Raw genomic sequence first — 24,651 nt, forward strand, 5'->3', positions numbered from 1 at the left:
CTTCACACGTGCATGACAGCTGCGATCAGCGCACGACGTTCAGGAGATCCTGCACCATCGAATTCGTTGTCGTGATCACCTTGGTGTTGGCCGAATAGGCCTGCTGGGTCACGATCAGCTTGGTGAACTCGTCAGCGATATCGGTGTTCGAGCTCTCGAGCGATGAACCGACGATGGTGCTGCCGCCCTTGCCGAACAGCGCGCCACCGGACTCGTCGGTCGCCTCGAACGCACCACCGTCGATGCGCTTCAGGAAGTTGGTGCCGTTGAATGTCGCCACCGAGATTTCGGCAAGGTCGATGTTGCGGCCGTTGGTGTAGTTGCCGACGATGCGGCCGTTGGTGGAAACGCTGACCGACTGCAGCTGGCCGGCCGGGAAGCCGTCCTGCTGGATCTGGTTGACCTGGACGTTGCCGTTGGCGTCCGCGAACTGGGTCACGCCGCCGGAGCCGAAATTGATCACGGGGCTGCCGAGCGACACGCCGTTGACGACGGCATTGTTGAGCGCCACCGAGGAGATCGCCGGCGACATCTGGCCGTTCGAGGCGAAGGTGAAGTTGATGTTGGCGTTTTGCCAGGAGACTTGCGTGCCCGTAGCATTGGGATTGACCTGATAGAACAGGTTCCAGCTATCGGTATGTCCGGAGCCCAGCGAGGAGCTGTCGGTCTTGGCCCAGCGGAATTGCAGGTTCACCGGCGCACCCGACACGTCGTAAGCCGTGACGGCGCCGCCCGAGACGGATTGGTTCAGGAAGGTCGAGTTGTCGTTGCCGACCACCTGACCGGTGCCGACCGTGCCGCCGCCGCCGCGGGTCGCAACCGCCGAGCCGGTGAAGCCGAGCGCCGCGAGCGCGGTCGAGTTCGAGCTGGTCACGTTGAGGTCGGCCGACGTGCCCGAATGCAGCGTGATCTTGCCGCCGCTGATGGTCGATGGCGTCGCGGTGCCGGTAATCGCGTCGATCTTGGCGAGCATCGTTCCGATGCTGTCGGTGACGTTGAGCTGGTTGCCGGTCGCGCCTGAGGCCACGAAGGTGATGACGGTGCCGTTGACCGTGATCGTATCGGCGGGCACCACCGGCGGGCCGGCGGAGCCGGCGCTGAAGCTGGCATTGATCGAATCGCTGCCCGCAGCACCCGAAAGCAGGGTCGCGGCGGTATTGGCGACCGACGGCGTCGCCTTGTTGTTTTGCGCGGTGCCGGTGACGGAGGAATCGGTATACGGCGCGGCCGGCGTGCCCAGCACCAGCGGGTTATGTCCGGCGCTGAATGCGCCCGGCCGGATCAGCTCGGAGCCCGGAACCGAGGTGTCGTGCGCGGTGGTCAAGGGATAGGACGCGAGGTTGGCGCGATAGTCGATCTTGGTGGTCTGCTGCGCCGGCAGGAAGTCGTTCTTGAACCGCAGCGTTTGCGGCGAAGAGCCCGAGGGGTTGCCGGTGGTCGGATCGATCGGGACGCCCTCGAGATAATAGCCGGCGCCGTTGACGAGGTAGCCGTCCTTGTTGAGCTGGAAATCGCCGCGGCGGGTGTAGCGGTCGACGCCGTCGAACACCGGCGAGCCGTCGGTGAAGCCGCCGGGCTTTTGCACCGCGAAGAAGCCGTTGCCGTTGATCGCCATGAAGGTCGCGACCGACGCTGACTGCACGTCGCCCTGCACCGAGTTGGTCGAGCGCGACTGCGCCGTGACGCCGCCGGCGAGCTGCGCGGTCAGTGCGGTCTGCGGAACGAGGTCGAGAAACGAGGTATCGATGCGCTTGAATGCCGTGGTCTGCGAGTTGGCGATGTTGCCGGAGATGTTTTCGAGCGCGTACGACCCTGCGCGCAAACCACCGACCGCCGTCGTAAGAGCGCCGAAGATACCCATGACATGTTCTCCAATTCGATTCCCGGCGGCTGGCAATCACAGGAATGGCCGCATCGGCGGAGCATGTCGCAAAGGTCGTGCCACGAAACGAAACGTAACAAAATCATGCGCTTGAAAAAAAAGCCCCGGCCGTTTAACCGGGGCACAATTGCCGGGCAGGCAACAATTGCCGGGCGGAGCGCAGTTCTGGCCGCGCTCTATCCCTCCTGCTTTAACGCGTTTTCCTAGCGCGAACCGGTAGCCGCTTCGCTCGAAAACGCCTCCTTGTTGACGCGCTTTCTTGACGCGAATGGTACCCACTTCGCTTGAAAACGCTGTGGGCGTCAGGTCGCCGAGGGCGCGGCCGGGTGAAACACCAGCGCAAAACCGTCCATGCAGTAGCGCAGCCCGGTCGGCTTCGGGCCGTCGTCGAAGACATGGCCGAGATGGCCGCCGCAGCGGCGGCAATGCACCTCGGTGCGCAGCATGCCGAAGGTGCGGTCCGACGTGGTGCCGATCGCATTGTCCAGCGGCTTCCAGAAGCTCGGCCAGCCGGTGCCGCTCTCATACTTGGTCTCGGACGAGAACAGCGGCAGGTCGCAGCCGGCGCAGGCGAAGATGCCCTTGCGGTGCTCCTTGAGCAGCGGGCTCGATCCCGGCCGCTCGGTGCCCTCCTTGCGCAGGATCTCGTATTGCTGCGGCGTGAGTTGCGCGCGCCATTCGGCGTCGGTCTTCTCGATCTCGAATTTCTCGGCTGCCTGTGCCGGCGAGGCGCGCAGCCAGCGGAAGGCGGCAAGGCCGAACAGGCTGGCGACGGAAGCAAGCAGGATGCGGCGATCGATCATCAATCATCTCCGATGCGGGCGGCCAAAGCTGGCGAACAAGACTGGCTTGCTACCAAATACGAACCCCGCCGCCGGACGTTACATCCGCCCGTCGGAGATCCGCTCACTTTCTTGCGAGGGACGAGCAGACGGCTGCTCACCGTCCTCAACCTGCCGGGGCGCGGGCGCCAGCACCGGCCGCACCGCGGACGGCGGCGGACGGCGGGGCGCCGGCCCCCGGGTTCCCGCCTTGAGATTGGCCTCGGCCAGCCGCGCCTCGCGGCGGCGCTCCTTCGCACGTGCACCCTCGCGGTAACGCGCCAGAACGCCCGCTGCAGATGCGGCGCCCCTCGTCCACAGGCCGATGAAATGACCGGCGACGCGGCCGGTGGTGCCGCCGGCCCAGACCAGCTCGAACGGCGAAAACAGCCGCCAGCGGTCGTCGCCCCACAGGATGCTGCGCGCGATCAACTGCCCGGCGAGCGCTGAGGTGTTGAGTCCCTGCCGGCCGAAGCCGCTCGCCACCCACAGGCCTCGGCGCAGCTGCCCGATCTGCGGCATGCCATGCACGGTGACGCCGACTGCGCCGCCGAACGTGTCGGCGATCGGAACCTTGCCGAGCTGCGGAAACACCGTGGCGATGCGACGCTGCACCGCCGCACCGAGCCGCTTCGGCCGCGCGTCCCAAGTGGTTTCGGGGCTGGCCCACAACAGGCGATCGCCATCGACGACGCGGAAGTGATCGATGCCGTCGCTGTCGACGACCGAACCGGAGAAGGCGATCGCCTCCGCCAGCCGTTCCCCAAGCGGTTCGGTCAACGCCGCGTAGCGCCACACCGGCAGCAGCGTATCCGACAAGCGCTTCAGCGGCGCGCCGAGATGGATATTGCCGGCGAGGACGATATGGTTGGCACGCAGTCGCGCCGTCGGCGTCACGATGCGTTTGCGGATGCCCGAAAAATCGATGCTGACGACCGGCGTCTCCTCGAAGATCCGCACACCCGCCCGCATCGCCAGCGCGGCGAGACCGTGCACATATTTGCGGCCGTCGATCTGGAACGCCTTCGGATAATAGATGCCGTGGAAATAGCGTCCGGTCCTCAGCACGCTGCGCACGCGATCGACCTGCCAGCCTTCGACTTCGGTGGCGAATTCCTCGCCCAGCGTCTGCAGGCGGCTGATCAGCGCTTCACCGACATCGACGTTGGAGACCTCCAGCGCGCCGTCGCTCGGGTTGATGCCCGGTATCAGGTCCTCGGCGGCGGTGGCGCGAACGTAATCGGCGCCCTCCTTCGACAGCGCCCACAATTCGCGGGCATCGTCGAGGCCGACGCGCTCGATCACATCCGATATCGGCAGGCCGAAGCCCGGCAGCACGGTGCCGAGATGATGGCCGGAGGCGTTCCAGCCGACCTGGCGGCCCTCGAGCACGGCGACGCTGGCGCCCAGCCGCGCCGCCTCGCGGGCCACGGTCAGTCCGGCCAGCCCCGCCCCGACCACGCAAATGTCGACGTCGAGGTCGAACGCCAGACGGTCGCGGGATGGCGAGGCCGCCTCGTCGGGGCCGTCTGCCGCACTTGTGGAAGTCTCGCTCATGTCGTTTCTTACGAACCGCTGCGGCGCTTGTCACCTTGTCCAGGGCATGCGCCTGTAGAATTAATTCGACCAGACCGAATCGAGATGGAAGTCCATGCGCCGTTTGCTGCTGCTGCGTCACGCCAAGACCGAAACCGACGCGCCTTCGGGGCAGGACCAGGACCGTCGTCTCGACGAGCGCGGCCACCGCGATGCGGCGGAGATCGGGGGCTGGATCGCCCGCCACCCGCCCCTGCCCAATCTGGCGCTGGTGTCGCCGGCAGCCCGCACCACGCAGACCTGGGAGATCGTGCGCGAGGCGCTGAAGGGCGCCGGACCCGCGCCGAAAGTCGAATTCGTGCCGGAACTCTACGGCGCCGATCCGGCGCAGTTGCTGACCGCGATCCGGATGGCCTCCGTCACCGACCCGAAGCGGCTGATGCTGATCGGCCATAATCCCGGCATGCACGAGCTCGCGCTGACGCTGACCGGCAGCGGCGACGAGGCCGCCAAGCGCGCGCTCGGCGACAATCTGCCGACCTCAGGGCTCGCCGTCTTCGACTTCGCGACCGACGACTGGAACGAGGTCTCCTTCCGGCGCGGCAAGCTCGTGCTGTTCGTTAGCCCTAAACTGTTGAAGCAGGCCTCGCGCGGCTGACGCAAGCGGACAACGCAGCTCTGCCATGCTATATTGATGTCGGCGCGACAGGGGGACCGGTTCGCGGCGACACGACGACTACCGAAGAAAAAGAAGGCGCGCGTCCCGGCACAGGGACCAAACGGCTCCAGACCAATCGCGGACAGGAGGCGCAGATGTACAAGTCAATTCTCGTGCCGATCGACCTCGCCGATACCGATCTGGCGAAGCCTGCGATCGCAACCGCTGCGACGCTGTCGCAAACATGGAACGGGGCGGTGCGTCTGCTCAACGTATTGCCGATGACGCCGGTGATGCTCGCCGAATATGTCCCGGCGGATTTCGACAGCCAGCAGCGTGAAACGTCGGAAGAAGCGCTTGCGATCGTCGCGCGCGAATCCGGCATCGCGCCGGGGCGCATCTCCGGCGTGGTCCGCCAGGGCGGCATCTATCACGAGATCCTCGAAGAGGCCGCCAACATGAAGGCCGACCTGATCGTGATGACCTCGCACCGCCCGGCGATGCGCACCTACTTTCTCGGCTCCAATGCCGGGCACGTCGTGCGCTACGCCAAATGCTCGGTGCTGGTGGTGCGGCACTAAAGCGGGACGAGTTACGGGGCCGTCGCAGGCGGCGCCGCCAAAATATCGAAAACAACCCCATGCAAAGTAGCGGGCGGCCGCCGGCGTTCGACCAGGCGACTTGACACGTCGGGCAACTCAGGGATATTCTTCTAATATTCCGAAATTACAGCCGCGTCCCCTCGCCCCATATATCGTAGGCGGGAGAGGGAACGCGCCCTATTTGCGGCCACAGCCTAATCTCATCCTGCTTTGATCCGACACAGGATGTGGACTCATTAACGCGCAGCCATAGCAGCGGGTAACCTTCTGGACTTGTGTCGGCTTTCGAACAATTGAGGACGAAGTTTGCGCCCTTTCGATCAAAGCGACGGGGCGCAATTGACCCCATCGGCGACATGCGAGGCGAAGTCTGCTATCATGCAACGCGGGTGCGGGGAGCCTAGCTGAACGAGATGGCCCGCATGTTCGACCTCTTGAGTGATGTCTTTGAGACCATCAGGCTCAAAGGAACACTTTATTTCCGTACTGACTATTCGCCACCTTGGGCCATTACCGTTCCGGCATACGAGCAAGCGGCGCGGTTTCATTTTGTGATCCAGGGCTGCTGCCATGTGAGTCTTCCGTCCGGCCGCAATATCGTTCTTGAACCAGGCGATGTCGTATTGATTCCCCGCGGTCGGGGGCATGTCCTTGCCGATCGTCTCGGCCGGGCGCCGGCGCCGCTGGAACGCGTGATCCAAGAATCGGGTTACGACGGCAAGGGCGCGTTCGTGATTGGCAAGGGCGACCCTCAGGCCACAACGCAAATGGTTTGTGGTCACCTCGGCTTTTCGCAGGGCGCCGATCATCCGCTGCTTGGCGCATTGCCCGAAGCAATCCTGATAACCCAGCCCGACCGCGGTCGTTATCCGCTGCTTGACGAGACACTGGGCCTGGTTGCGCGGCGAGCACTGAGTGACGAGGTCGGTGCCGCCGCTTCGATCGCGCGTCTGTCGGAAATCTTTTTTATCGAGGCTGTGCGGGCAAGCGTCGAACGTCATCCGCCACTGGCCAACGTCATGACCGCGATGACGGATCTTCATATCGGCCGCTCTCTTGAACTGGTGCACAAAGCGCCCGGCGATCCATGGACGGTCGAAACTCTCGCCAAAGCAAGCGGCATGTCGAGGAGTCGCTTCGCGGAGCGGTTTACGGAACTCGTCGGTGTTGCGCCTATGGCCTATGTCACGGAATGGAGATTGCAAAAGGCTTTGGCCAGGCTCAGCAGTTCCAAAGCAAGCGTGAAAGAAGTTGCAGCTCAGGCCGGATACCAATCGGCGGCCGCTTTTGCGCGGGCATTTTCCCAACGCTTTGGAGTTCCTCCGACCGATACTCGTGATCTTGAATCGTCATAGGTTTGCATATCGTCCCAACTGTCTTGCAGACAGTCCGTACTTTGTTCGCGTGTCTTGCTCCTGCCTCCTGCGCGATCCTAGGTGAGTGGTGTTGCGAACAGTCGCCACTCAAACCAAAGGAGTCGATCGTGCAAATCACTCAACAAGCCAACCAGCCCTCTACTCACTTCGATCCCAGGTTCGTCACCAAGACGCTGCACGCTTACCTGGACTATCCTGTTGCTGCGAGCTTGATCGCATTGCCCTTCGTACTCGGACTCGGCGGTTCAAATGCTTCGGCAAAATGGATCGCTGTCGTCACTGGCGTGGCGGCGATCGTTCTGACGTTCTTCACGGATCACAGGACGGGCGTCATCCGGATTATCCCGTTCTCATTCCATGTCGCGGTTGATGCTCTCGTCTGCATCATCTTCGTGACGGTGCCGTTTGTACTCGGCTTTACCGGTCTCGATGCCTGGTACTACTGGGCGAACGGCGGAGCGCTGTTGGTGGTGCTCTGCTTGCAGAAGTCCGACGCGATGCCGATGCGGACCGCAAGCGCTTGAAGTCCACTTGCTCCAACGCTGCAACATGTCCAGCAAAGAGACAGAAGACTCGGGAGAAATAACCATGAAGGCAATTGTGGTAACGGACCAGGCTGCGGGAAAGGTCGGGACGAAGCTGGCGGAGCGGCCCAAACCGCAGGCAGCGATAAACGACGTCGTCGTTCAGGTTCATGCGTCGGGATTCGTCGGGACTGAGCTGGAGTGGCCCTCGACCTGGACCGATCGCCTCGACCGCGATCGAACACCGTCGATCCTCGGACACGAACTGGCCGGAGTGGTCACCGCTCTCGGCTACGGCACGACGGGGCTGTCGCTGGGACAGCGAGTGTTCGGCCTCGCCGACTGGTATCGCGACGGCACCCTGGCGGAGTATGTAGCCATGGAGGCTCGCAACCTCGCGCCGCTCCCGGGCGACGTCGATTTCACGGTGGGCGCGAGTCTGCCAATCTCGGGCCTCACGGCGTGGCAGGGACTGTTCCAGCACGGCCGCCTTCGGGCAGGCAAGAGCGTCCTCGTGCACGGCGCGGCTGGCGCAGTCGGTTCGATGGTGACGCAACTCGCACGAGAGTTCGGCGCCCACGTCATCGGCACCGGACGCGCCGCCGACCGTCAGAAGGCGCTCGACTTCGGCGCGCAGGAATTCGTCGACCTCGAGAACGACGCCTTGGGAGACGTCGGCGGCGTCGATTTGGTGTTCGATCTCATCGGCGGCGACATCGGGAAGCGATCCGCGCGTCTGGTTCGAGCCGGGGGAACGCTGGTGTGCGTCGTTGGACCATGCGAGGCACGGCCCACCGACGGCCAGGCAGTCGACTTCGTTGTCGAGTCTGATCGCGCCCAGCTGAGTGAGATCGTCCAGCGGGTGCGTGACGGACGACTGCGGACGAACATCGGCACCGTGGCGATCCTCGACGATGCCGTCGCCGCTCTCAATCCGACCAAGCGGATCAGCGGGAAGACGATCATCCGCGTGCGTCCCTGAGCGACACACGCCCATTGATCCACGCAGCCGGCTGGCGCGCGTCCCATACAGCGAAAACACTCCCGTACTTCAACCTAGCCCTTCCACCAAGAGGAATCACCATGACCGACGGAATCCCCACGAGCGACGGAATCACCATGACCAACGCCGTCATCGAATGCATCCTGAGCCGCAGCGCCGCCAAGTACTACGACCCCGATGCCACCTTGAGCGACGGCCAAATCCGCGAGCTGGTGCGGATCGGCACCACCGCGCCGACGTCCTTCCACTTGCAGAACTGGCGCTTCATCGCCGTACGCACGTCTGAAGCCAAGGCTCGGTTGCGTCCGATTGCCTGGGATCAGCCTGCGATCACCGAAGCCGCCGTTACCTTCATCGTCTGCGGCCAGTTGGCCGATGCCAGCGTAATACCAGGGCGCCTGGCACCGTTGGTGGAAGCGGGCATCATGCCGGCAAAGATGGTGCCGGATTGGGAGATCCCCGCACGCGATCTGTATATGGAGTACCCGCAGCGCCAACGCGACGAAGCAGTACGCTCCGGCACCTTCGGCGCGGCGGCGATGATCTACGCGGCCCGCTCGCTGGGCCTGGGTTCGACGCCGATGATCGGTTTCGATGCCGAAGCAGTGCACCGCGAGTTCGAACTGGCCGAGGACGAAGTGCCGGTCATGCTGTTGTGCGTGGGTCCGGTGCGTACGGGAAACTGGCCGCAGAAGCCGCGCCGTCCGGTGGCCGATGTGCTGGAACTCGCATAGTTGCGGAGTCCGGCCTTAGCGGGCGAATGATGGTGACAGTGCACTCAATTTCCGATGATCAATCGTCCTACGCCGCGGATAGCTTGCGCCCGCGTTTGCCAAGCGAGTCAATTGAGTGCGCTGTCACCGGTTCGGCTACAAGGGCGGCTCCCTTAGCTGTCCTCAAGCGTTCCCTGCAGAAGGTCCCCAACCCTTTCGAGCCGCCGTACGGGATCGAGGGTCGCGAGCAGCGCCTGCTTATCCGGGATCGAAAGCTCGATATAGCTGGCCGACTGTAAAAAACGACGCGATTGACCCTGAACGGACGTCGCGAGCCGATTGCTGCATGCAGATTACTGAGACAGCGCCACCCCGGCGATTTGCATGACGCCAAGCTGGTCGAACAACTCAATCTGTTCACCGTTAAGCACTGGAATGTAGCAGCGACGTCTGGCACCCAAGATACAGAGCTTATCCTCCGCGACCGTCCATGTCCCGGCTGCAGGTCCAAGGGCCTCGTTCCAGTGCGGATAGGTCATCCGGCCGTCGGGCTCGAATCGCATTGTGAACGGACCATCCTTGAGCCTGGTACCGAAGCTGATCGTCTTGCCCTGGAATTTTGCGGCCAGGGTCTCTCCTGTCGGTCGTTCTCCGGTCGCTGCGGTGAGCGAGGCATCGGGCCCCGGATCATAGCCCTCGGCCTTCAGGATCAGCCAGAAGAGCCTGCCAACGCTACGCATAGAAGGCTCGGTGAACGGCATGTCCTGGTCGACACGATGCACCACGACGAGGTCGAGCGCGGGCACGACTAAGGCGTATTGGCCACCGAACCCTTCGGCCAAAAAGCTGCCCTCCGGCAAAGTCACCGTAGGCGCAACGGCGCCGCCCAGAAAACCGATCCACCAGAGATAGCCATAGCCCATCCCGGACGTCGCTCTCGAATAGCCACGCGTGCTCTCTTCCACCCACTCCCGCGGCACGATCCGGTGTCCGGCCCAATTGCCTTTGTGCAGATAGAGAAGTGCAAAACGCGCCAAGTCCCGTGCGCTCATGCGGATCGCATAGGCAGGGTGGATAGACGCTTCGCCGCGGACGTAGCTGCCATCCTGTTGCCGGTAGTCCTGCAGGCCGATTGGCTTTGCGATCTTTTGGTCGAGCGCCTCGAAGATGCCGCTGCCGGTTGCGTGCTCGTAGATCGTGCCCAGCGCGTTGAAGTCCCAATTGTTGTAATACCAGAAGGTGCCGGGCGGGTGGCTGCCGCGCGGCGGTCTCATCTTGGCCATGTCCGGCGTCTCATAGAGCGCCGCGTGGTAGACCCCGGAACGCGCTTCGAGGAGTTCGCGCACCGTCGCGCCCTTCTCGATCCCGGTCAAGCCAGGTGGATTATCGTCGATGCCGAGTTCGCCAAGCGTGCTGTCGAGGTTGATCAGGTGATCCGACACTGCGATGCCGATCAGGGCGCTGAGCAGGCTCTTGCGGATTGAAGCGAGCTCCGTTGGCTTCGTCGTATCGCCCCACTCGGCCACCACCTTTCCGTGCTGAACGATCACAACCGCGCTCGAGCGAATCTGATCCGAAAAGGATCGCGCTTGGGCCAATTCGGTCTCTGACCAACCCAGTTCTGCAGGGGTGACGCGCTCCCACTCCGCTGCCGGGAAGCCATCTTCAGCTGCGGCAGCCCCGAACCGAACCAAAGCGCCGAGCAGCACGACGGCGAAAACAACCTGGCGAATATACATTGGATCCCACGTACTGCGAGCTTGGCCTGATCGCAGCACAATACTCATTAACGAAGCTAGAACGGAGCCAGGCAGAACGCCTGTTGAAGTGTTTTCATTGGATTCCCGTCAACGCGTTCTCATAGCGACATCTCTTGTTGGCTCGCCGCCGAAGTCCACTCGCTTGTCAGCACGTCAGCTCGTTTGGGCAGAGCGGACGTTGCTCGGTTTGGCCGCAACAGGCGGCTTTTGACCCACAGCAGACGTTCAGAGAACTGCACGCAAAACAGGCGTTCGCCGGGCCACAAAGCCGACAATGAGAAAGCTTGCCAAGATGCCGCCCAGACTGGCGAGCGCGAACTTGAGGGCAATTGAAGCCGATAAAAAGTGCAGCAAACGCGTAATCGCGACCAGGATCGGCGCGTGCAAGACGTAGACGCCAAACGCGCTGCGCGTGAGGAAGCGAGCGACGGGTCCTTGGCCGTCAAAGCGGTCTCGGTAGAGGACGATTGCCCCAAGCGAGAGAGCAAGACAGGTGAATGAGCGCCAGGCGTCGATGCCAGCAGCCTGCCAGTGCCAGCCCCCGCCATAGGGGGACACGTCGCCGCGCATGGCACCGCCCGCAGCGACGAGGATGATCCACAGCGCACCACCGATCCAAATGCCATTCCACAACCAACGCCTGCCGACGCGTGATGGTATCTGGCGCAACCAGTCACCTTTCCATGCGGCAATACCGGCAACGTACATGAAGGGGTATTGCGGAAAGTCGTGCACATCGATGTTGAGAACAGTCGTCGCGTTCGGAAAAGCAGCGCCGACGACAAAGGTCACGATGGCAATCAGGGCCGCGTAACCTAACACGGCCCCTGCCGAAGGCGGATCACGCGGAGCGAACCGTATCGGGCGCACCTGGCACACCGCTGCGTAGGCGCCGGAGAACAGGAGAAGGACCAGGCAGAACCATAGGGGTCCCGAGCCGTCGAGTAGTTCCCCGGAACGAAGGTGCAGCCACCAGTCCTGGATGAACGTTCGCGGCGGGTTCGACCGCCACGACCCTGCGACGAAATATTCGGTCAGCGGACCGATCAAGGTCACATAGAGCAGCAATGGCAGGCCAAGTCTTTGTAGCCGCTCGCAGATGAAGCTACGGACGCCATTGCGTGCAACGGCGCCGGCTGAAAAGAAGCCTGCGAGGCCGAACAGCAGACCCATTGCCACCGCGTGCTGGAACGATTGATAGGCAGCGAAGGCAATCTTCGCTCCGATACCCAGCTCCGGATGCTCACGGTAGTACCACTCGCCAAACGGCGAGTAGGTCACGGCCGCGTGCATGACGACAACCATGCTGATCGCTGACCAACGCAGGTTGTCGATATATAAAAGGCGATGGCTCGGCCTCTCTCCAGGCATGACCTGTCCTCCGGTTTGCGCCGGGATCAGGCCTTAAGCCGAGGTCGGGGTCTTGCCAGAAGTCGCGTCGGGCCTGGCTGATACTGGCAAAACATGGCCGATTGCGAAATCGGCCAGCGCGCGACGGCGAAACTCAGTGGGGGTCTGCCCGGTTTGACCCTTGAAGGCGCGATTAAACGGACCGATCGATCCCCAACCGGCATCGAGGGCGATGGTCAGGACCGGGACGCGCGATTGCGCGGGGTCAGACAACGCCTCCCGCGCCTCTCTCAACCTGTGCTCGTTGACGAAATCAGTGAAGTTCCGATAGCCGAGGCGCTGGTTGATCGTTCGCCGGAGACGATATTCAGGCACTCCCAACTGCTCGGCCAGTCGATCCACCGAGAGGTCCGGGTCGCGGTAGGCACGGTCTTGCTCCATCGCCCGTCGCAGCCGCTCCGCCAGTTGGCGCTCCTCAGCGCTCATTTCCGTTGCCGCGATGGGGATCGTAAGGCCCGCTCGCGCAGCCGGCGCCGGTTCAAGCGTTGGCTCAGGCAAGACAGCACGCAGACGTGTCATGGCGGCGACTATGGCCAAGCCCAGCACGGCCGAAAGCCCAGGGAGCCAGCGGACACCGGCTGCATCGAGCATCGTTGTTGCCAGAATGACCAGACCCACAGCACAGGCGAAAATAATCCGAAAGCGCCGTCGCCCCTCAACCAAGTCTGCCTTACGTCCTGCAAGTACCCGAGCGGTTTCGATGACGACCACGATCAGCGTCACGGCATGCGTCGCATTCCACGCCAGGCTCGAGCCGGATAAGGTTGCCACGGCCGCGAGCGGCAAAACGACAACGAAGACCGCCCACCGCCATGGCGTCGCCGCGGATGCATCACCGAACACTGTCTCGGCCCACACAACGAAGATGCCTGCGATTGAGTTGCTGAGAATCCGCAGTGGAATGATCCACCAGACGAGCTCTTCGTGTATTCCGGGAGCTGTTTCGATGAGAAACGCGATGACGCACAGGTCGAATAGCAGTGTGGCGCGACCGATCGACGATCGAAGCGTGCCAGGAAGACCAATGATCGCAAGTAAGCCGAGCAGCGCCAGTGCGGCGCCTCGGAGCCCCGTTTCGAGCAGCATTGACGACCCTTCAAAGCCTATCGGACTTGAACAATAACCGGATGCAAGGCCTCAAGACACTGCGAAAGGCGGATCGTTGCATCGATGTGCTCATCACCGTCCGGTTGCCATGGCGCTTGTTGGCCCGAGGCCGACACGCAGCGACGTCGGCTTCAACGTCAGCTTTCGAGACCAAAGGGGACGCGGCGAGTTCATGAGTACACGCCCTAGTCCGATAACAGCTCATTTCTGTGACGCGATGCACGGATGCTTTCTCGAAGCATTCGCAGCGTAACCCCCTGAACTATGCGCGCTCGCTCACCACCTCCTCTAATCATACCCGCAGGCCGACTATCTCTGTTGGTGATGTCGTCAGGTACGCCAGCCTCCTTAGCGACAAGGCGCCACTTGCGTCTAAACTCTGCAGCGCTCCACGGCATGGCGGTGATCTCGTTGATCACGAGAGGTCCGCTGGTTGTCCGGTGGATCACGTACTGCAGTTCATCTATGACCATAGGGGCCGTCTGGAGGTCGACTTGGATCTGCCGCTGTTGTTTGCCAACGGAGTGCCGCAACACATTGTTTGAATCGATGTTCGACCAGCGCAGGCCCCGTAGCCACTTTTGCTCTCGCCATCTAACATCGGATACGCCTTCTTCGGTGAGGGGCACCCATTCTCCGATCACGTCTCTTTGATTAAGCAGGAGCTCAAACTGCAGCGCCTGTGCGAGTGCTATCGATGGCCAACCAAGACCGTGTGCCGCCAAGCGGATTGCGTTGGCCTGATCTAAGGTCATGGTCTGATAGCGAGGACCGATCATTTCAAAGCGGGCGCTCGATAGTGCATCGAACAGCCGGGCGCACTCTTTGTCTTCAAGTATTGCCGCGCCAAATCGAAACAGGACACGAAGCCGCCCCACGAGCGAATGCGCCATTGCTACCTTGTCGTCGTCGCCGAGCCATTCGTTGTACCAGGAGATCAAGTTGCGTGTTCGAATACGCTCGAGCGAACTGCTCCCATGTTCGCGAGCAATCCGCGACAACAATCGCTCGTGTTTGACTCGGACTTCGTATTTGAGCTTGCGAAAGTCCGAGTCCGGGTCCGCGCGGTATTCCTCAATCAGCTTCCCGAGCTTCATTCGCGTCTCCGGCTTCAACTTCCAAAGTAAAAAGCCAACACAATGGCGGCAATCGCAACAGCTCCGATGATGCCTGCAATGCCTTCGGCATGAACGTATGTTCCTACAAACTTGAATTCGATGCGCGGTGTTTCGCTCACGATCTGTCTCCCTCTGCGAGAATGCGGCGGCCCAAGTGGGCGCTGCTTATGGGTGACATTCGATCCGCGCTTCAAGCAATCAGACTTAGCGAGGAAAGTGAGAACCGACGTAGAATCAATAAGATGTCAAAGGAGGCGGCCCATCAGCGCTCATGAGAAAAGAGCGCTGATGCCCCGCGCGGTGCACAGGCGTATTAGTAAGCGTCTGAGTAGACGAGAGAAACCCTGCGCGATTCACGAGTCAGGCCAATGCCCGGTTGCGTCGATAGAGGCCCGACTGATGAAATTGATAGCTTGGTCAATTAGATAGCTTCCTATCCGCGCTCTTTTCGCTGGAGCGCGGGAGGATTGCACGGCGGGGAGTTGTCGCAATCCGAGGCAAAGCCACGGGCAAAAGAATGCTGCGGAAGCAGTTTTCGCCTAGAGGCGATTCCGTTTTGGCTCGATCCGGCGCGCCTCGCGCTCGATGCCGGCGGCCACCAGCGGCGCCTTGTCGGCGGCGACCGGCGGGGAAAACACGAAGCCCTGCACCAGGTCGCAATCGAGCCCGCCGAGCACGTCCACTTCGGCCGGCAGTTCGGCGCCCTCCGCCACGACGGTCATGCCGAGCCCGTGCGACAGCGCGATGATGCCGCCGAGCAGCTTGCGTTTCTCCGGCGCGGTGGAAATGCCATCCACGAAGGCGCGGTCCACCTTCAGCCAGTGGAACGGCAGGCGCGTCAGATAGCCGAGTGAGGAATAGCCCGAGCCGAAATCGTCGAGCGCCAGCCGGACGCCGAGACCGGAGAGCGCCGTCAGCGTGCGGCTGATCCGCTGCTCGGTATGATCGACGAACAGGCTTTCGGTCAGCTCGAGGCAGAGCAGCTTCGCCGGAAAGCCGGTCTCAGCCAACACCGCCGAGACGGCCGCATCGAAATCCACGTTCCAGATCTGCGCCGGTGAGACGTTGACCGAGACGGAGCGCGGCGGCAACCCGGCATCGAGCCAGGCGCGGCCTTGCCGGCAGGCCTCGCGCAGCACCCACAGGCCGAGATCGACGATGAGCCCGGTGCTTTCGGCGATCGGGATGAACTCGGCCGGCGAGATTGGTCCGCGCTCGGGATGGGTCCAGCGCAGCAGCGCTTCGAAGCTGGTGACGCGGCCGGTCCTCAGGTCCACCTGCGGCTGGTAGTGGGCCTCGAGGGTGCCGGCCTCAACCGCGTGGCGCAGATGCCGGCCGAGATCGAGCCTTTGATCGACGGCCTGGGCATAGACCGGCTCGAACAGTTGCGCGCGGCCGCGCCCGGCCTCCTTGGCCATATAGAGCGCCAGGTCCGCATTGCGCACAGCGGTCTCCGCCGTCGCCCCATGCTCCGGCAGGCGAGCGATGCCGATGGTGGCGCCGACAAAGGCCTCGCCCTCGGCGAGATCGACCGGGACGGACAGCTTGCCGATGAGCCGATCAGCAAGCCTGGTGAGCGCTATGTCGGACGTGCCGCATCCCTCCGCCAGCACGGCGAATTCGTCGCCGCCGAGCCGGGCGATGAAGGCGCGCGGCCCCAACTCCTGCCGCAGCGCAGCCGCCACCTGGATCAGCAATTTGTCGCCGGCGGCATGGCCGAGGGAATCGTTGACCTCCTTGAAGCGGTCGAGGTCGATGAGCAGCAGCGCGGCGCGTCGGTTTTGCCGGGTGCAGCCCTCGATCGATGCTGCAAGCTGGCGCGTGAACAGCGCGCGATTGGCGAGGCCGGTCAAAGGGTCGGTATAGGCGAGCTGCTCGAGCTGGCGTTCGGCCTCCTTGCGCTCGGTGACGTCCTGCACGGTGCCGATGATGCCGATAACCTTGTCGTGGGCGATCTCCGCCTTGCAGATGACAGCCAGATCGCGGGCTGTGCCGTCCGCGTGCAGGATGCGCAGGTCGGTGGCCTCGGTCCTTCGGGTGCGGACGACCCTCCTCTGCAGGTCCTTGAAGCGGTCGGCGTCGCCGTCCAGGAAATAGGGGCCCATGCTCTCGTCGGTCGGCTCGAACGTGTCGGGGTCGAAGCCGAGCAGTTGGTAGAGCTCGGGCGCCCAGGTCGTGCGGCCGGTGTCCAGGCGGTAGCCCCAGGTGCCGATCTTGCCGAGCCGGTGGGCTTCCTCCAGCGCCCGCGTGCGCTGGTCGAGCAACGCCTTGGCCGCCCTGAGCTGGGTGATGTCGCTGGACGTGCCGCGATAGCCGAGAAAGCTGCCATCATCGGCGTAGATCGGCTTGCCGCTGGTGCAGATACTGACGCGCGAGCCGTCCTGGCCGATCAGGGTATAGATGAAGTCGCGAAAAGGGCGATGGGCCTCCATGTCGGCCCGGTGCCGCGCCATGGCCTCGCCGTCCTCGGGCGCATAAGCCAGTTCCCAGCGCGCCTTGCCGCCGGAGGCCACCGTCTGGAAGGCCGCATTGCCGGCCAGCGATTTGGGATAGGGCAGCAGCCGGTGGGCGGCGTCGCTCTCCCAGCACCAGTCCGAGGCGGTCGAGACAAAATCGGCCAGCCGTTGCTCGCTCTCCGTCAGGCGCCGCAGCGCGGACGTCTCTTCCGTGACGTCGCGGACGATGCCGGACACGCGCCGGACCTGACCGCGCGCGTCGAATTCCGGCTCGCCCTGCACCACGCAGTCGAGCACGCTGCCATCGGAGCTGCGGAGCCTCGTCCGCACCGCATAGGGCTGTCCCTCCGCCCAGCAGGCCGCGTAATGCGCCTCCAGGACCTTCCGGCTCTCGGGCAAATAGCGCGCGCGCACCGTGGCGATGGGGATGTAGCCGTCGACCGTCTCGAATTCGTAGAAGGCAGCAAGCTCGGGCGATATCCAGAGATCGGTCGCGGCGGCGCTCTGCGATTCCCAGTAGCCCATGCGGGCCAATCTGATGGCGCACCGCAGCGACCGCTCCTCGTGCCAGCGGCGGCGCGCTTCCCGGGTCGGGGCCTGCCCTTGCGACAATTTGCGAGCGGCCATCGGTCCCCAACTACAACGCTAGCGTACGCAACCAATACGCTAGCATGGAGCGTCACAACCTTGCAGCGACGGCGATCACATACCGAGGCTCTTCCGCATCTTTGGTGTAGTTTCGGTGAATTCTGCAACCGGCCTGGTGTCCGGGGCGCGGCCCAATCTGAACAGTCCTTCGCCACGCTCAAACACATGGACCATCGCGGCCGTCTGCGATGCGACCGCTCCGATCACGCGAAGCCGTCGCACCACGCCGCTGCTCAGCGGATGCGCACCAGCTCGATATCGAAATCACCGGTGACGGCGGGCTCGATCTGGCAGCGCGAGATTCCGATATCGCGCAGCGTCCGGTCATCGAGCTGCCGCAGCGTCTTGATCGCCTCGCGGCGCACCCAATAGGTCGCGAGTGCATCGCCCCACGATCGGAGCAATCGGAGCAATCCGCCCAACTTAATGGACCGCGCGGGCGATGCGGCGGCTGAGGATATCATCGTCATTGTCATCTCCTTCGATGCCCAAACGGCAAAGCTATGCCGTTGACGCAAATGTCGTTTCGACACCTGCGCCGTCGTAACCTCGGATCGCTTGCGCGCTCTTCGGTGCAATCATGGGCTTGTTCCCTCTTAAATGATCCGGTACATTGCTCGGAGCAAGTAAAACATTGCTCTCGGTGCAATAATGTCGCGGTTCGAATATCTGAAGCTGGCGGATGCGGTGGCCGCCGAGATCGCCAGCGGCGCACTGAAGGCGGGCGACCGCCTGCCGCCGCAGCGCCATTTCGCCTATGACCGCAACATCGCGGTCTCGACCGCGAGCCGGGTCTATACCGAGCTGTTGCGGCGCGGGCTGGTGGTCGGTGAAGTCGGCCGCGGCACCTTCGTATCCGGCGAAGCGCGTCGCGGCATCGCCGCTCCGCCCGAACCGCGCGGCGCGCGCATCGACCTCGAATTCAACTATCCGCTGCTGCCGCATCAGGCGACGATGATCGCCAAGAGCCTCGAAGGGCTGGAGCGGCCCGAAGTGCTCGAGGGCGCGCTGCGGCCGGCGACCAGTTTCGGCACGCGGGCGGCGCGAACCATTTCCGCGGAATTCCTGACGCGCAAGAGCTGGGCGCCGAATCCCGACCAGATCGTGTTCACCGCCAATGGCCGGCAATGCATCGCCTCGGCGCTCGCCGCCGTCGTGCCGCCGGGCGGACGCTGCGGCGTCGAGGCGCTGACCTATCCTTTCGTCAAAGGCATTGCCGCACGGCTCGGCATCGCGCTGGTGCCGCTCGCGATGGACGAGCACGGCGTGCGCCCCGACGCAGTGCAGAAGGCGCACCGCGAGGCGCATCTGTCCGCGCTCTACATCCAGCCCACGATCCAGAACCCGCTCAGCATCACGATGCCGGCCGAGCGCCGCGCCGAGCTGTTGCGCGTGGTGGAGAAGCTCGGCCTGGTCGTCATCGAGGATGGCGTCTACGGATTCCTCGACGATGAGGTGCCGCTCGCCGCGCTCGCGCCGGACAGCTGCATCGTGCTCGACAGCTTGTCGAAGAAGGTCGCACCCGGTCTCGCGCTCGGCTTCATCGTCCCGCCGCCGCGGCTGCGCGAAAACATCATGGCCGCGGTGCGCTCGGGCGGCTGGACCGCATCGGGCTACGCCTTCGCCGCAGGGCAGCGTCTGATGGCCGACGGCACCGCCGCCGAACTGTCACGACTGAAGCGGATCGACGCCGGCCGCCGCCAGCAGATCGCGGCCAAGCATCTGGCCGATTTCGAGATCCAGACCAACCCGAAATCCTATCATCTGTGGCTGACCTTGCCGCCGCACTGGCGCTCGCAGACCCTGGTCGCGGCGGCGGCGCGACGCGACATCGCACTGACGCCGTCGACAACCTTCGCCGCCACGCCGGGGCACGCGCCCAATGCGGTGCGGCTCGCGCTTGCCGCGCCGCCGATGGAGCAACTCGACCTCGGCCTGCGGACCTTGGCGGGAATGCTGAGCGCGACCGAGGAGGATTTTGATTCGACGGAATGACGTCGCATCTGCACGCGGGGTAGCGGCCTGCTTCCGTCCGCAATAGCAGTCCGGTGAACACTCTCACCTCCGCAATTCTTGTCGAGCACGACCTCGGCCCGATACGTCGTCAGCGCCCCGTAAGTCCCCCGTCAGCGGCGGAAGGTAGCGTCGCGCAAGGGGGCTCTGATGGGCGATTGGCTCGTAAGCGGCGCAACAGTTCAGAACTGGATACTGGTCGCGCTCGCGATCACAGCTGTTGCAGCGGCCTATTCGTGGTGGTCGGAGCGCTAGGCTTCAAAAGCCACAGGCCGCATAGGTCTTTCTGGCGAGACGAAAATGCCCGCCCTCGGCGACGAAGTCCACATCCAGGCATTGGTTGCCTCTGCGATATTCCCCGATCACGCCGCACTGCAGATATTCGAGGTTGATCCGCCAGCGCTTTTCTTGCGGCGAGTAGGTCGCGAAGTCGTGCTGTGCGACAGGCGTGCCCTTGCAAATTCCGGCAACGTACTGCCGCACATCGAGGGGCAGGTTGTCGACGTGATTGTGGTCAAGCGGATCATGTTTGTTGCCTACGCTGCCCTTGGAAAGAGCCGGGGCGATGCTCAGGAGCACGAGGCATAGAGCCAAGAATGGAGTCCGGATTGTCATCTGACACTCCAGCCAAAAGCAGATCAGGCGCCGAGTTTACAGCGCGTTGCTTACAGCCTGCTTACAGTTCGGTCGCGAGCGGTGCCTTCAGGCAACCGGCCATTCCGCGATGAACCCCCTCGCCTTGTACGGCTCGATCTTGTCCCATTCGCTGAGGACCCGGCGGCGAAACTCGGGAATGTGTGCCAATGCGTACGCGGCACCGCAAAATGATCTACCGTCACCAGCATCTTCTCGACCTCCGGCCAGTGCCGGTGCAGCGTCATCGGATAGCGCCGCGCGGTCCAGCTGTTGCCGAGGCAGATCACGCTCCTGATATTGGCGAGCCCCAACGCCGCGTCGATCACCGGCAGCGAGAAGATCACGTTCTCGCCAGTGTTGTGCGCGCGATGCTCCTCAAGAATCCGCTCGGCGGGTACGTCGCCCGCCACCATCGCAGCCTTGATGATCTCGCATTCCGAGCGGTCGTCGCCCGGCGTCACGCCACCACTGACGATCGACCAGCGCGCAAAGCCGTCGCGCCAGAGCCGGACCGCCGCGTCGACCCGACCGGCAACATCGCCGCGTGTGCCGAACACGAACAGCAGATCGGCGGGCTTGAGCGGCGTCTCGATCAGGTGCCGGGCATTGATCGCGGCGATCTCCGCGCGTGACGGCATCCGCAAACTTCGATCGTCCATCCCGATGCTCGCTCCGCCGGCCACACCATGCGCCGACGATGCCGCGCACGGACGGCCGCACGAAGTCACATTTCATTGCGCTTGATTGCGATCAGCCTTCGGCAAGAGCGCATCGGGCAACTGATCGAAGCTGTAGCGCCGCGGGCGGTTGCGGGTGACGAAGCCGCCGACCTGCCAGGTGAACAGCGCGGCAAAGCCGACCAGGAACAGCGCGCCCATCCAGTTCGCAGCCAGCAGCGCCATCACCAGCAATCCGGTCATTGCCACCGCAAGACACGCCAGCAGCGCCAGCGCGGCGGTATATGTCTTCGGCCCGAGGCCTCCGACCAGCCTCGCCGTGCTGCCCGCCGCCTGCATCCGGCGATGCAGCTCGACGATGAATTCGCGGTAGAGATGTCCTTGCGGCGCGACCAGCGTCGCGGTCTGCCAGGTGGTCGACAGGATCGCGATCCGCCCGCCTTTGGCGTTGTCGATATCGGCGCGAAACCGCTGCTGCTGCATCGAGACCGGACGGTAGGACAGTTTGACGGCGGAGATGTCTTTGTAATCCCACACGCCCGACCTGCCGGCGATCCGCCACGACAGCCCGGCCCCGGTCAGCTCGAACTGGTGCGCCGAGCCGACCAATGAGGCCTTGTAGGCATAGCGCACCGGCGAACCCTCGCCTGCCTCCGACCGGTCCTGCAACGTTGTTGGCAACCGCCGTTCCACCTGTTCAGACGCATCCGCGCGCTTGCATGGGATGTCACGCCTATCCTACAAGCGAGCCATGCCTGAGACGACCTATTTTCCACGTTACCTCATCCTCGGCGGCGCGATGATATCCGGCGTGCTGCTGGCGCTTGCCGTGCACATGCTGGGCGCGCGCTACGGGCTGGATCTCGGCGGCCTGTGGCGCTCCGATACCCACGAGTTCATGCCGGCAGGCGCGGCGATCGCTTGGTGGCTGATCGCGAGCGTCGGGTTTTCGGGTGGCTACTTCACCGCCAATCTGATGCACAGTGCGGCGGCCGGCCAGATCCCGCAGCGGATGCGGCAGTTCCTGATCGTCGTCGGCGTGCTGATGCTGGCCGGCGCCGGCCAGGCCGCGGCGGCGCCGAGCACGGTCTCGACCATTTCCGCCGTGCTCGCCGGTCTCGCCGCCCTGTGCCTCGGCGCGGTGATGGCGTTTTGCGGTGCCTATTTTGCCCAGCGCAGGAGCTAGGCGACCGATCGTTCCGGCGCCCGGCGCAACATCTTGGCGACGTCAGCCGCCGGCCGCGGCGGGCTGAACAGGTAGCCCTGCGCCTGCGTGCAGCCTTCCTGACGCAGCAGGTCGAACTGGGTATCGGTCTCGACTCCCTCGGCGGTGGTGACGATGCCGAGGCTTTTGCCGAGACCGGTGACGGCGCGCACGATCGCCATCGAGTCCTCGCGCGTCGCAAGGTCCGTCACGAAGGAACGGTCGATCTTGATCTTGTCGAAGGGGAAGCTGCGCAGATAGCTCAGCGAGGAATAGCCGGTGCCGAAATCGTCCAGCGAGATCCGGACGCCGAAACCGCGCAGCTCATGCAGCACCGCGAGCGTCGCCTCGCTGTTCTGCAGCAGCACCGATTCGGTGATCTCGAGCTCGAGCCGGTCCGCCGACAGGCCTGACGCCTCCAGCGCCGCCTTCACCGACGACACCAGGTTCGGATTCTTGAACTGCACCGGAGACAGGTTGACGGCGACCGCGATGTCCGCAGGCCATCTCACGGCCTCCGCGCAGGCCTTGCGCAGCACGATCTCGCCCAGCGGAACGATCAGCCCGGTTTCCTCGGCGACCGGAATGAAATTGTTCGGCGCGATCAGGCCACGCAGCGAATGATTCCAACGCACCAGCGCCTCGAAGGCGACGACCCGGTCGCCCACGACATCACGGATCGGCTGATAATAGACCTCGAACTCGTCGCGCTGCAGCGCAAGCCGCAGGTCGCGCTCGAGCAGACGGCGCGCCTGTGCCCGCGCATCCATCCCGGTCTCGAAGAACCGATAGGTGCCGCGACCGTCGGCTTTGGCGCGGTAGAGCGCGAGATCAGCCTTTTGCAGCAGTTCGTCGGGATCCTTGCCGTCCTCGGGCGCGAGCGAGATGCCGATGCTGACGCCGATCACGAGCTGATGGCCCCCGATCTCATAGGGTGCGGCGATCCGCTCGACCACCGCGCTTGCCAGCGACGACACCACCGACGGCTCGCAGTTGCTGCAGAACTGCACGATGGCGAATTCGTCGCCGCCGAGCCGCGCCACGGTGTCGTGCTCGGTTACGCATTCGCCCAGCCGGCGCGCGACCTCGCGCAGCAGCGCATCGCCGATCGGATGTCCGAGCGTGTCGTTGATCTCCTTGAAATGATCGAGGTCGAGGCACAGCACCGCGAGCTGGTCGGAGCGCTTGGCCAGTCTCGAAGCCTTCTCGAGCTGCTCACGGAACAGCGTCCGGTTCGGCAAATTGGTCAGCGCGTCATGCCGCGCCATGTGTGAAATCTGTTCCTGGGCCTGCTGCCATTCGGTGATGTCTTCGAAGGTCGCGACCCAGCCGCCGCCCTTCATCGGCTGATCGACGACACGAATCGCGCGCTCGTTGCGGCTGACGATCCGCGTCGCGCCGTGGCCGGCCTTTGCCTCGGCGACGAGCGCGTTGCAGAATTCCTCGGGCTCACCGTCCCATTCACCGATCGAATGCAGGTCCTGCAGCACGTCGATCAACAGGCGTCCCTGCAGCGGCACGCGATTGCGCCCCATGATCTCGCTGTAGCGCTCGTTGAACAGCATGATGCGGCCGTCGGCATCGAACATGCACAGTCCCTGCGACATGTTCTCGAGCGCGGTATCCAGCACCAGTTTCTGCTTGTGAAGCTCGGTCTTAGCGCGACGATCGAGGATGGAGGCGATCAGCGAGAGGCCGAGGATCGCGAAGGCCGCAACCGCGGTCATGAAGGAGAGCACGCGCGGCGAGACCGCAAGTCCGTCGGGAGCGATGGTCGGATCCGGCACCAGCGTCACCGCACCCATCCCGGTGAAATGATGCGAGACGATCGCAACGGTCAGAAGACCGATCGCAGCCGCCGTGGTGCCAAGGCGTTCGCCGCGCGTGGCGACGACCAGCGCAATCGCGCCGAACAGGCTTCCGAATACGATCGATGCGATGACGATGCCCGGCGACCAGATAATGCGCGCGGGCAACTCCAGCCCCAGCATGCCGGTGTAATGCATCGCCGCGACACCGACGCCGACGATCGCGCCACCGGCCGCAACCGTCTGCCAACGTTCGTTGAGCGTTGCGACCGCCAGGCCGACGGCCAGGATCGCAACCGCGAGCACCAGCGACAGCAGCGTGATCGGAATGTTGTATCCGGCCTCGATGCCGGGATCGTAGGCCAGCATGGCGACGAAATGGGTGGCCCAGATGCCGCAACCGCCGACCGCCGCATCGAGACCGATCCAGATCTCGCGGGCCCGGCCTTCGGCCGCTCGCGCCCGGTGAAACAGGCTGATCGCGACGGCGCTGGCGAGCAGACAGATCACACCACCGAGGACGAGCAACCGCCAGTCATGTTCCAGGGTGAGACAGGTAAAAACGCGATACATTATAGGCCCCATTTATGGACCCATAAAAACAGGCGCATTCGTGTACGAACGGTAACCGCACCGCAACAAGGCTCCACGCATGGTGAAGAAGCCTTGAATGCACGCGAGACGACCTGCGAAAACCGC

21 protein-coding genes and 1 pseudogene are annotated in these 24,651 nt (G+C 63.7%); 8 read left to right on the top strand and 14 right to left on the bottom strand.

The features are described 5' to 3' along the window. Nucleotides 1-25 precede the first annotated feature (25 nt). From ACE103_RS27610 to ACE103_RS27620, 3 genes are all read right to left on the bottom strand, one after another. Nucleotides 26-1,861 (bottom strand): flagellar hook-basal body complex protein, encoded by a 1,836-nt coding sequence (locus tag ACE103_RS27610; protein WP_375775624.1) that lies wholly within the window; start codon nt 1,859-1,861, stop codon nt 26-28. Between the two features lie 323 nt (nt 1,862-2,184). Beyond that, nucleotides 2,185-2,685 (bottom strand): peptide-methionine (R)-S-oxide reductase MsrB, encoded by a 501-nt coding sequence (msrB, locus tag ACE103_RS27615; protein ID WP_375775625.1) that lies wholly within the window; start codon nt 2,683-2,685, stop codon nt 2,185-2,187. 78 nt (nt 2,686-2,763) lie between these two features. After that, nucleotides 2,764-4,260, bottom strand: coding sequence for an NAD(P)/FAD-dependent oxidoreductase (locus ACE103_RS27620; protein ID WP_375775626.1), 1,497 nt, complete (start codon nt 4,258-4,260; stop codon nt 2,764-2,766). Between the two features lie 94 nt (nt 4,261-4,354). Here ACE103_RS27620 and ACE103_RS27625 point away from each other — a divergent pair, with 94 nt between their 5' ends. The 6 genes from ACE103_RS27625 (at nt 4,355) to ACE103_RS27650 (ending at nt 9,136) form a co-directional block, all read left to right on the top strand. Continuing rightward, nucleotides 4,355-4,897, top strand: a complete 543-nt coding sequence (locus tag ACE103_RS27625) for a histidine phosphatase family protein (RefSeq protein ID WP_223970187.1) — start codon at nt 4,355-4,357, stop codon at nt 4,895-4,897. A 155-nt stretch (nt 4,898-5,052) separates the two neighbouring features. Beyond that, nucleotides 5,053-5,478, top strand: coding sequence for a universal stress protein (locus ACE103_RS27630; RefSeq protein WP_163159795.1), 426 nt, complete (start codon nt 5,053-5,055; stop codon nt 5,476-5,478). Between the two features lie 443 nt (nt 5,479-5,921). Continuing rightward, nucleotides 5,922-6,854, top strand: coding sequence for an AraC family transcriptional regulator (locus ACE103_RS27635; RefSeq protein WP_375775627.1), 933 nt, complete (start codon nt 5,922-5,924; stop codon nt 6,852-6,854). Between the two features lie 128 nt (nt 6,855-6,982). Beyond that, entirely contained in the window at nt 6,983-7,399 is a 417-nt protein-coding gene (locus tag ACE103_RS27640; protein ID WP_375775628.1) for a hypothetical protein, read from the top strand. Between the two features lie 64 nt (nt 7,400-7,463). Further along, a complete protein-coding gene (locus ACE103_RS27645) occupies nt 7,464-8,381 on the top strand; it encodes an NADP-dependent oxidoreductase (RefSeq protein ID WP_375775629.1) in 918 nt (305 codons plus the stop codon). 101 nt (nt 8,382-8,482) lie between these two features. After that, nucleotides 8,483-9,136 carry a nitroreductase family protein gene (locus ACE103_RS27650; protein ID WP_375775630.1) on the top strand — a complete coding sequence of 218 codons (654 nt, stop codon included), beginning with the start codon at nt 8,483-8,485 and terminating at the stop codon, nt 9,134-9,136. 332 nt (nt 9,137-9,468) lie between these two features. Here ACE103_RS27650 and ACE103_RS27655 read toward each other — a convergent pair whose 3' ends face one another. From ACE103_RS27655 to ACE103_RS27685, 7 genes are all read right to left on the bottom strand, one after another. Beyond that, a complete protein-coding gene (locus ACE103_RS27655) occupies nt 9,469-10,854 on the bottom strand; it encodes a serine hydrolase domain-containing protein (protein ID WP_375775631.1) in 1,386 nt (461 codons plus the stop codon). A 246-nt stretch (nt 10,855-11,100) separates the two neighbouring features. Next, on the bottom strand, nt 11,101-12,246 hold the full coding sequence (locus ACE103_RS27660; RefSeq protein ID WP_375775632.1) for an acyltransferase family protein: 1,146 nt from the start codon (nt 12,244-12,246) through the stop codon (nt 11,101-11,103). A gap of 33 nt (nt 12,247-12,279) precedes the next feature. Further along, nucleotides 12,280-13,371 (bottom strand): helix-turn-helix domain-containing protein, encoded by a 1,092-nt coding sequence (locus ACE103_RS27665; RefSeq protein ID WP_375775633.1) that lies wholly within the window; start codon nt 13,369-13,371, stop codon nt 12,280-12,282. Nucleotides 13,372-13,577: 206 nt separating this feature from the next. Beyond that, entirely contained in the window at nt 13,578-14,489 is a 912-nt protein-coding gene (locus tag ACE103_RS27670) for a hypothetical protein (protein ID WP_375775634.1), read from the bottom strand. Nucleotides 14,490-14,503: 14 nt separating this feature from the next. Continuing rightward, a complete protein-coding gene (locus tag ACE103_RS27675; RefSeq protein ID WP_375775635.1) occupies nt 14,504-14,629 on the bottom strand; it encodes a hypothetical protein in 126 nt (41 codons plus the stop codon). A 420-nt stretch (nt 14,630-15,049) separates the two neighbouring features. Then, the gene (locus tag ACE103_RS27680) at nt 15,050-17,593 is read right to left on the bottom strand and encodes an EAL domain-containing protein (RefSeq protein ID WP_375775636.1); all 2,544 of its coding nucleotides are present in this window, start codon (nt 17,591-17,593) and stop codon (nt 15,050-15,052) included. A gap of 254 nt (nt 17,594-17,847) precedes the next feature. After that, the gene (locus ACE103_RS27685; RefSeq protein WP_375775637.1) at nt 17,848-18,018 is read right to left on the bottom strand and encodes a DUF1127 domain-containing protein; all 171 of its coding nucleotides are present in this window, start codon (nt 18,016-18,018) and stop codon (nt 17,848-17,850) included. Between the two features lie 247 nt (nt 18,019-18,265). Between ACE103_RS27685 and ACE103_RS27690 the strand changes: the two genes are divergently transcribed. Further along, nucleotides 18,266-19,609 (top strand): PLP-dependent aminotransferase family protein, encoded by a 1,344-nt coding sequence (locus ACE103_RS27690; RefSeq protein WP_223970165.1) that lies wholly within the window; start codon nt 18,266-18,268, stop codon nt 19,607-19,609. A gap of 276 nt (nt 19,610-19,885) precedes the next feature. Here ACE103_RS27690 and ACE103_RS27695 read toward each other — a convergent pair whose 3' ends face one another. From ACE103_RS27695 to ACE103_RS27705, 3 genes and pseudogenes are all read right to left on the bottom strand, one after another. Further along, a complete protein-coding gene (locus tag ACE103_RS27695; RefSeq protein WP_375775638.1) occupies nt 19,886-20,242 on the bottom strand; it encodes a hypothetical protein in 357 nt (118 codons plus the stop codon). 87 nt (nt 20,243-20,329) lie between these two features. Next, nucleotides 20,330-20,922, bottom strand: a pseudogene (locus tag ACE103_RS27700) (YdcF family protein). 72 nt (nt 20,923-20,994) lie between these two features. After that, the gene (locus ACE103_RS27705) at nt 20,995-21,621 is read right to left on the bottom strand and encodes a hypothetical protein (RefSeq protein ID WP_375775639.1); all 627 of its coding nucleotides are present in this window, start codon (nt 21,619-21,621) and stop codon (nt 20,995-20,997) included. A 70-nt stretch (nt 21,622-21,691) separates the two neighbouring features. Here ACE103_RS27705 and ACE103_RS27710 point away from each other — a divergent pair, with 70 nt between their 5' ends. After that, nucleotides 21,692-22,126: a hypothetical protein gene (locus ACE103_RS27710; RefSeq protein WP_223970159.1), complete on the top strand. Its 435-nt coding sequence runs from the start codon at nt 21,692-21,694 to the stop codon at nt 22,124-22,126. Here ACE103_RS27710 and ACE103_RS27715 read toward each other — a convergent pair. Continuing rightward, nucleotides 22,123-24,525 (bottom strand): EAL domain-containing protein, encoded by a 2,403-nt coding sequence (locus ACE103_RS27715; RefSeq protein WP_375775640.1) that lies wholly within the window; start codon nt 24,523-24,525, stop codon nt 22,123-22,125. The two genes, ACE103_RS27710 and ACE103_RS27715, sit on opposite strands and share 4 nt — an antisense overlap. Between the last annotated feature and the right edge of the window lie 126 nt (nt 24,526-24,651).

The sequence above is a fragment of the Bradyrhizobium sp. ma5 genome, from assembly GCF_042258955.1.
Classification (GTDB): domain Bacteria; phylum Pseudomonadota; class Alphaproteobacteria; order Rhizobiales; family Xanthobacteraceae; genus Bradyrhizobium.

Excerpts from the sequence above, each read along its gene's own strand:
- ACE103_RS27715 (WP_375775640.1), bottom strand. The coding sequence starts at position 24,525 with ATGTATCGCGTTTTTACCTGTCTCACCCTGGAACATGACTGGCGGTTG.
- ACE103_RS27690 (WP_223970165.1), top strand. The coding sequence starts at position 18,266 with ATGTCGCGGTTCGAATATCTGAAGCTGGCGGATGCGGTGGCCGCCGAG.
- ACE103_RS27665 (WP_375775633.1), bottom strand. The coding sequence starts at position 13,371 with ATGCTGCTCGAAACGGGGCTCCGAGGCGCCGCACTGGCGCTGCTCGGC.
- ACE103_RS27695 (WP_375775638.1), bottom strand. The coding sequence starts at position 20,242 with ATGACAATCCGGACTCCATTCTTGGCTCTATGCCTCGTGCTCCTGAGC.
- ACE103_RS27635 (WP_375775627.1), top strand. The coding sequence starts at position 5,922 with ATGTTCGACCTCTTGAGTGATGTCTTTGAGACCATCAGGCTCAAAGGA.
- ACE103_RS27620 (WP_375775626.1), bottom strand. The coding sequence starts at position 4,260 with ATGAGCGAGACTTCCACAAGTGCGGCAGACGGCCCCGACGAGGCGGCC.
- ACE103_RS27710 (WP_223970159.1), top strand. The coding sequence starts at position 21,692 with ATGCCTGAGACGACCTATTTTCCACGTTACCTCATCCTCGGCGGCGCG.
- ACE103_RS27670 (WP_375775634.1), bottom strand. The coding sequence starts at position 14,489 with ATGAAGCTCGGGAAGCTGATTGAGGAATACCGCGCGGACCCGGACTCG.
- ACE103_RS27650 (WP_375775630.1), top strand. The coding sequence starts at position 8,483 with ATGACCGACGGAATCCCCACGAGCGACGGAATCACCATGACCAACGCC.
- ACE103_RS27625 (WP_223970187.1), top strand. The coding sequence starts at position 4,355 with ATGCGCCGTTTGCTGCTGCTGCGTCACGCCAAGACCGAAACCGACGCG.
- ACE103_RS27680 (WP_375775636.1), bottom strand. The coding sequence starts at position 17,593 with ATGGCCGCTCGCAAATTGTCGCAAGGGCAGGCCCCGACCCGGGAAGCG.
- ACE103_RS27645 (WP_375775629.1), top strand. The coding sequence starts at position 7,464 with ATGAAGGCAATTGTGGTAACGGACCAGGCTGCGGGAAAGGTCGGGACG.
- ACE103_RS27660 (WP_375775632.1), bottom strand. The coding sequence starts at position 12,246 with ATGCCTGGAGAGAGGCCGAGCCATCGCCTTTTATATATCGACAACCTG.
- ACE103_RS27610 (WP_375775624.1), bottom strand. The coding sequence starts at position 1,861 with ATGGGTATCTTCGGCGCTCTTACGACGGCGGTCGGTGGTTTGCGCGCA.
- ACE103_RS27655 (WP_375775631.1), bottom strand. The coding sequence starts at position 10,854 with ATGTATATTCGCCAGGTTGTTTTCGCCGTCGTGCTGCTCGGCGCTTTG.
- msrB (WP_375775625.1), bottom strand. The coding sequence starts at position 2,685 with ATGATCGATCGCCGCATCCTGCTTGCTTCCGTCGCCAGCCTGTTCGGC.
- ACE103_RS27630 (WP_163159795.1), top strand. The coding sequence starts at position 5,053 with ATGTACAAGTCAATTCTCGTGCCGATCGACCTCGCCGATACCGATCTG.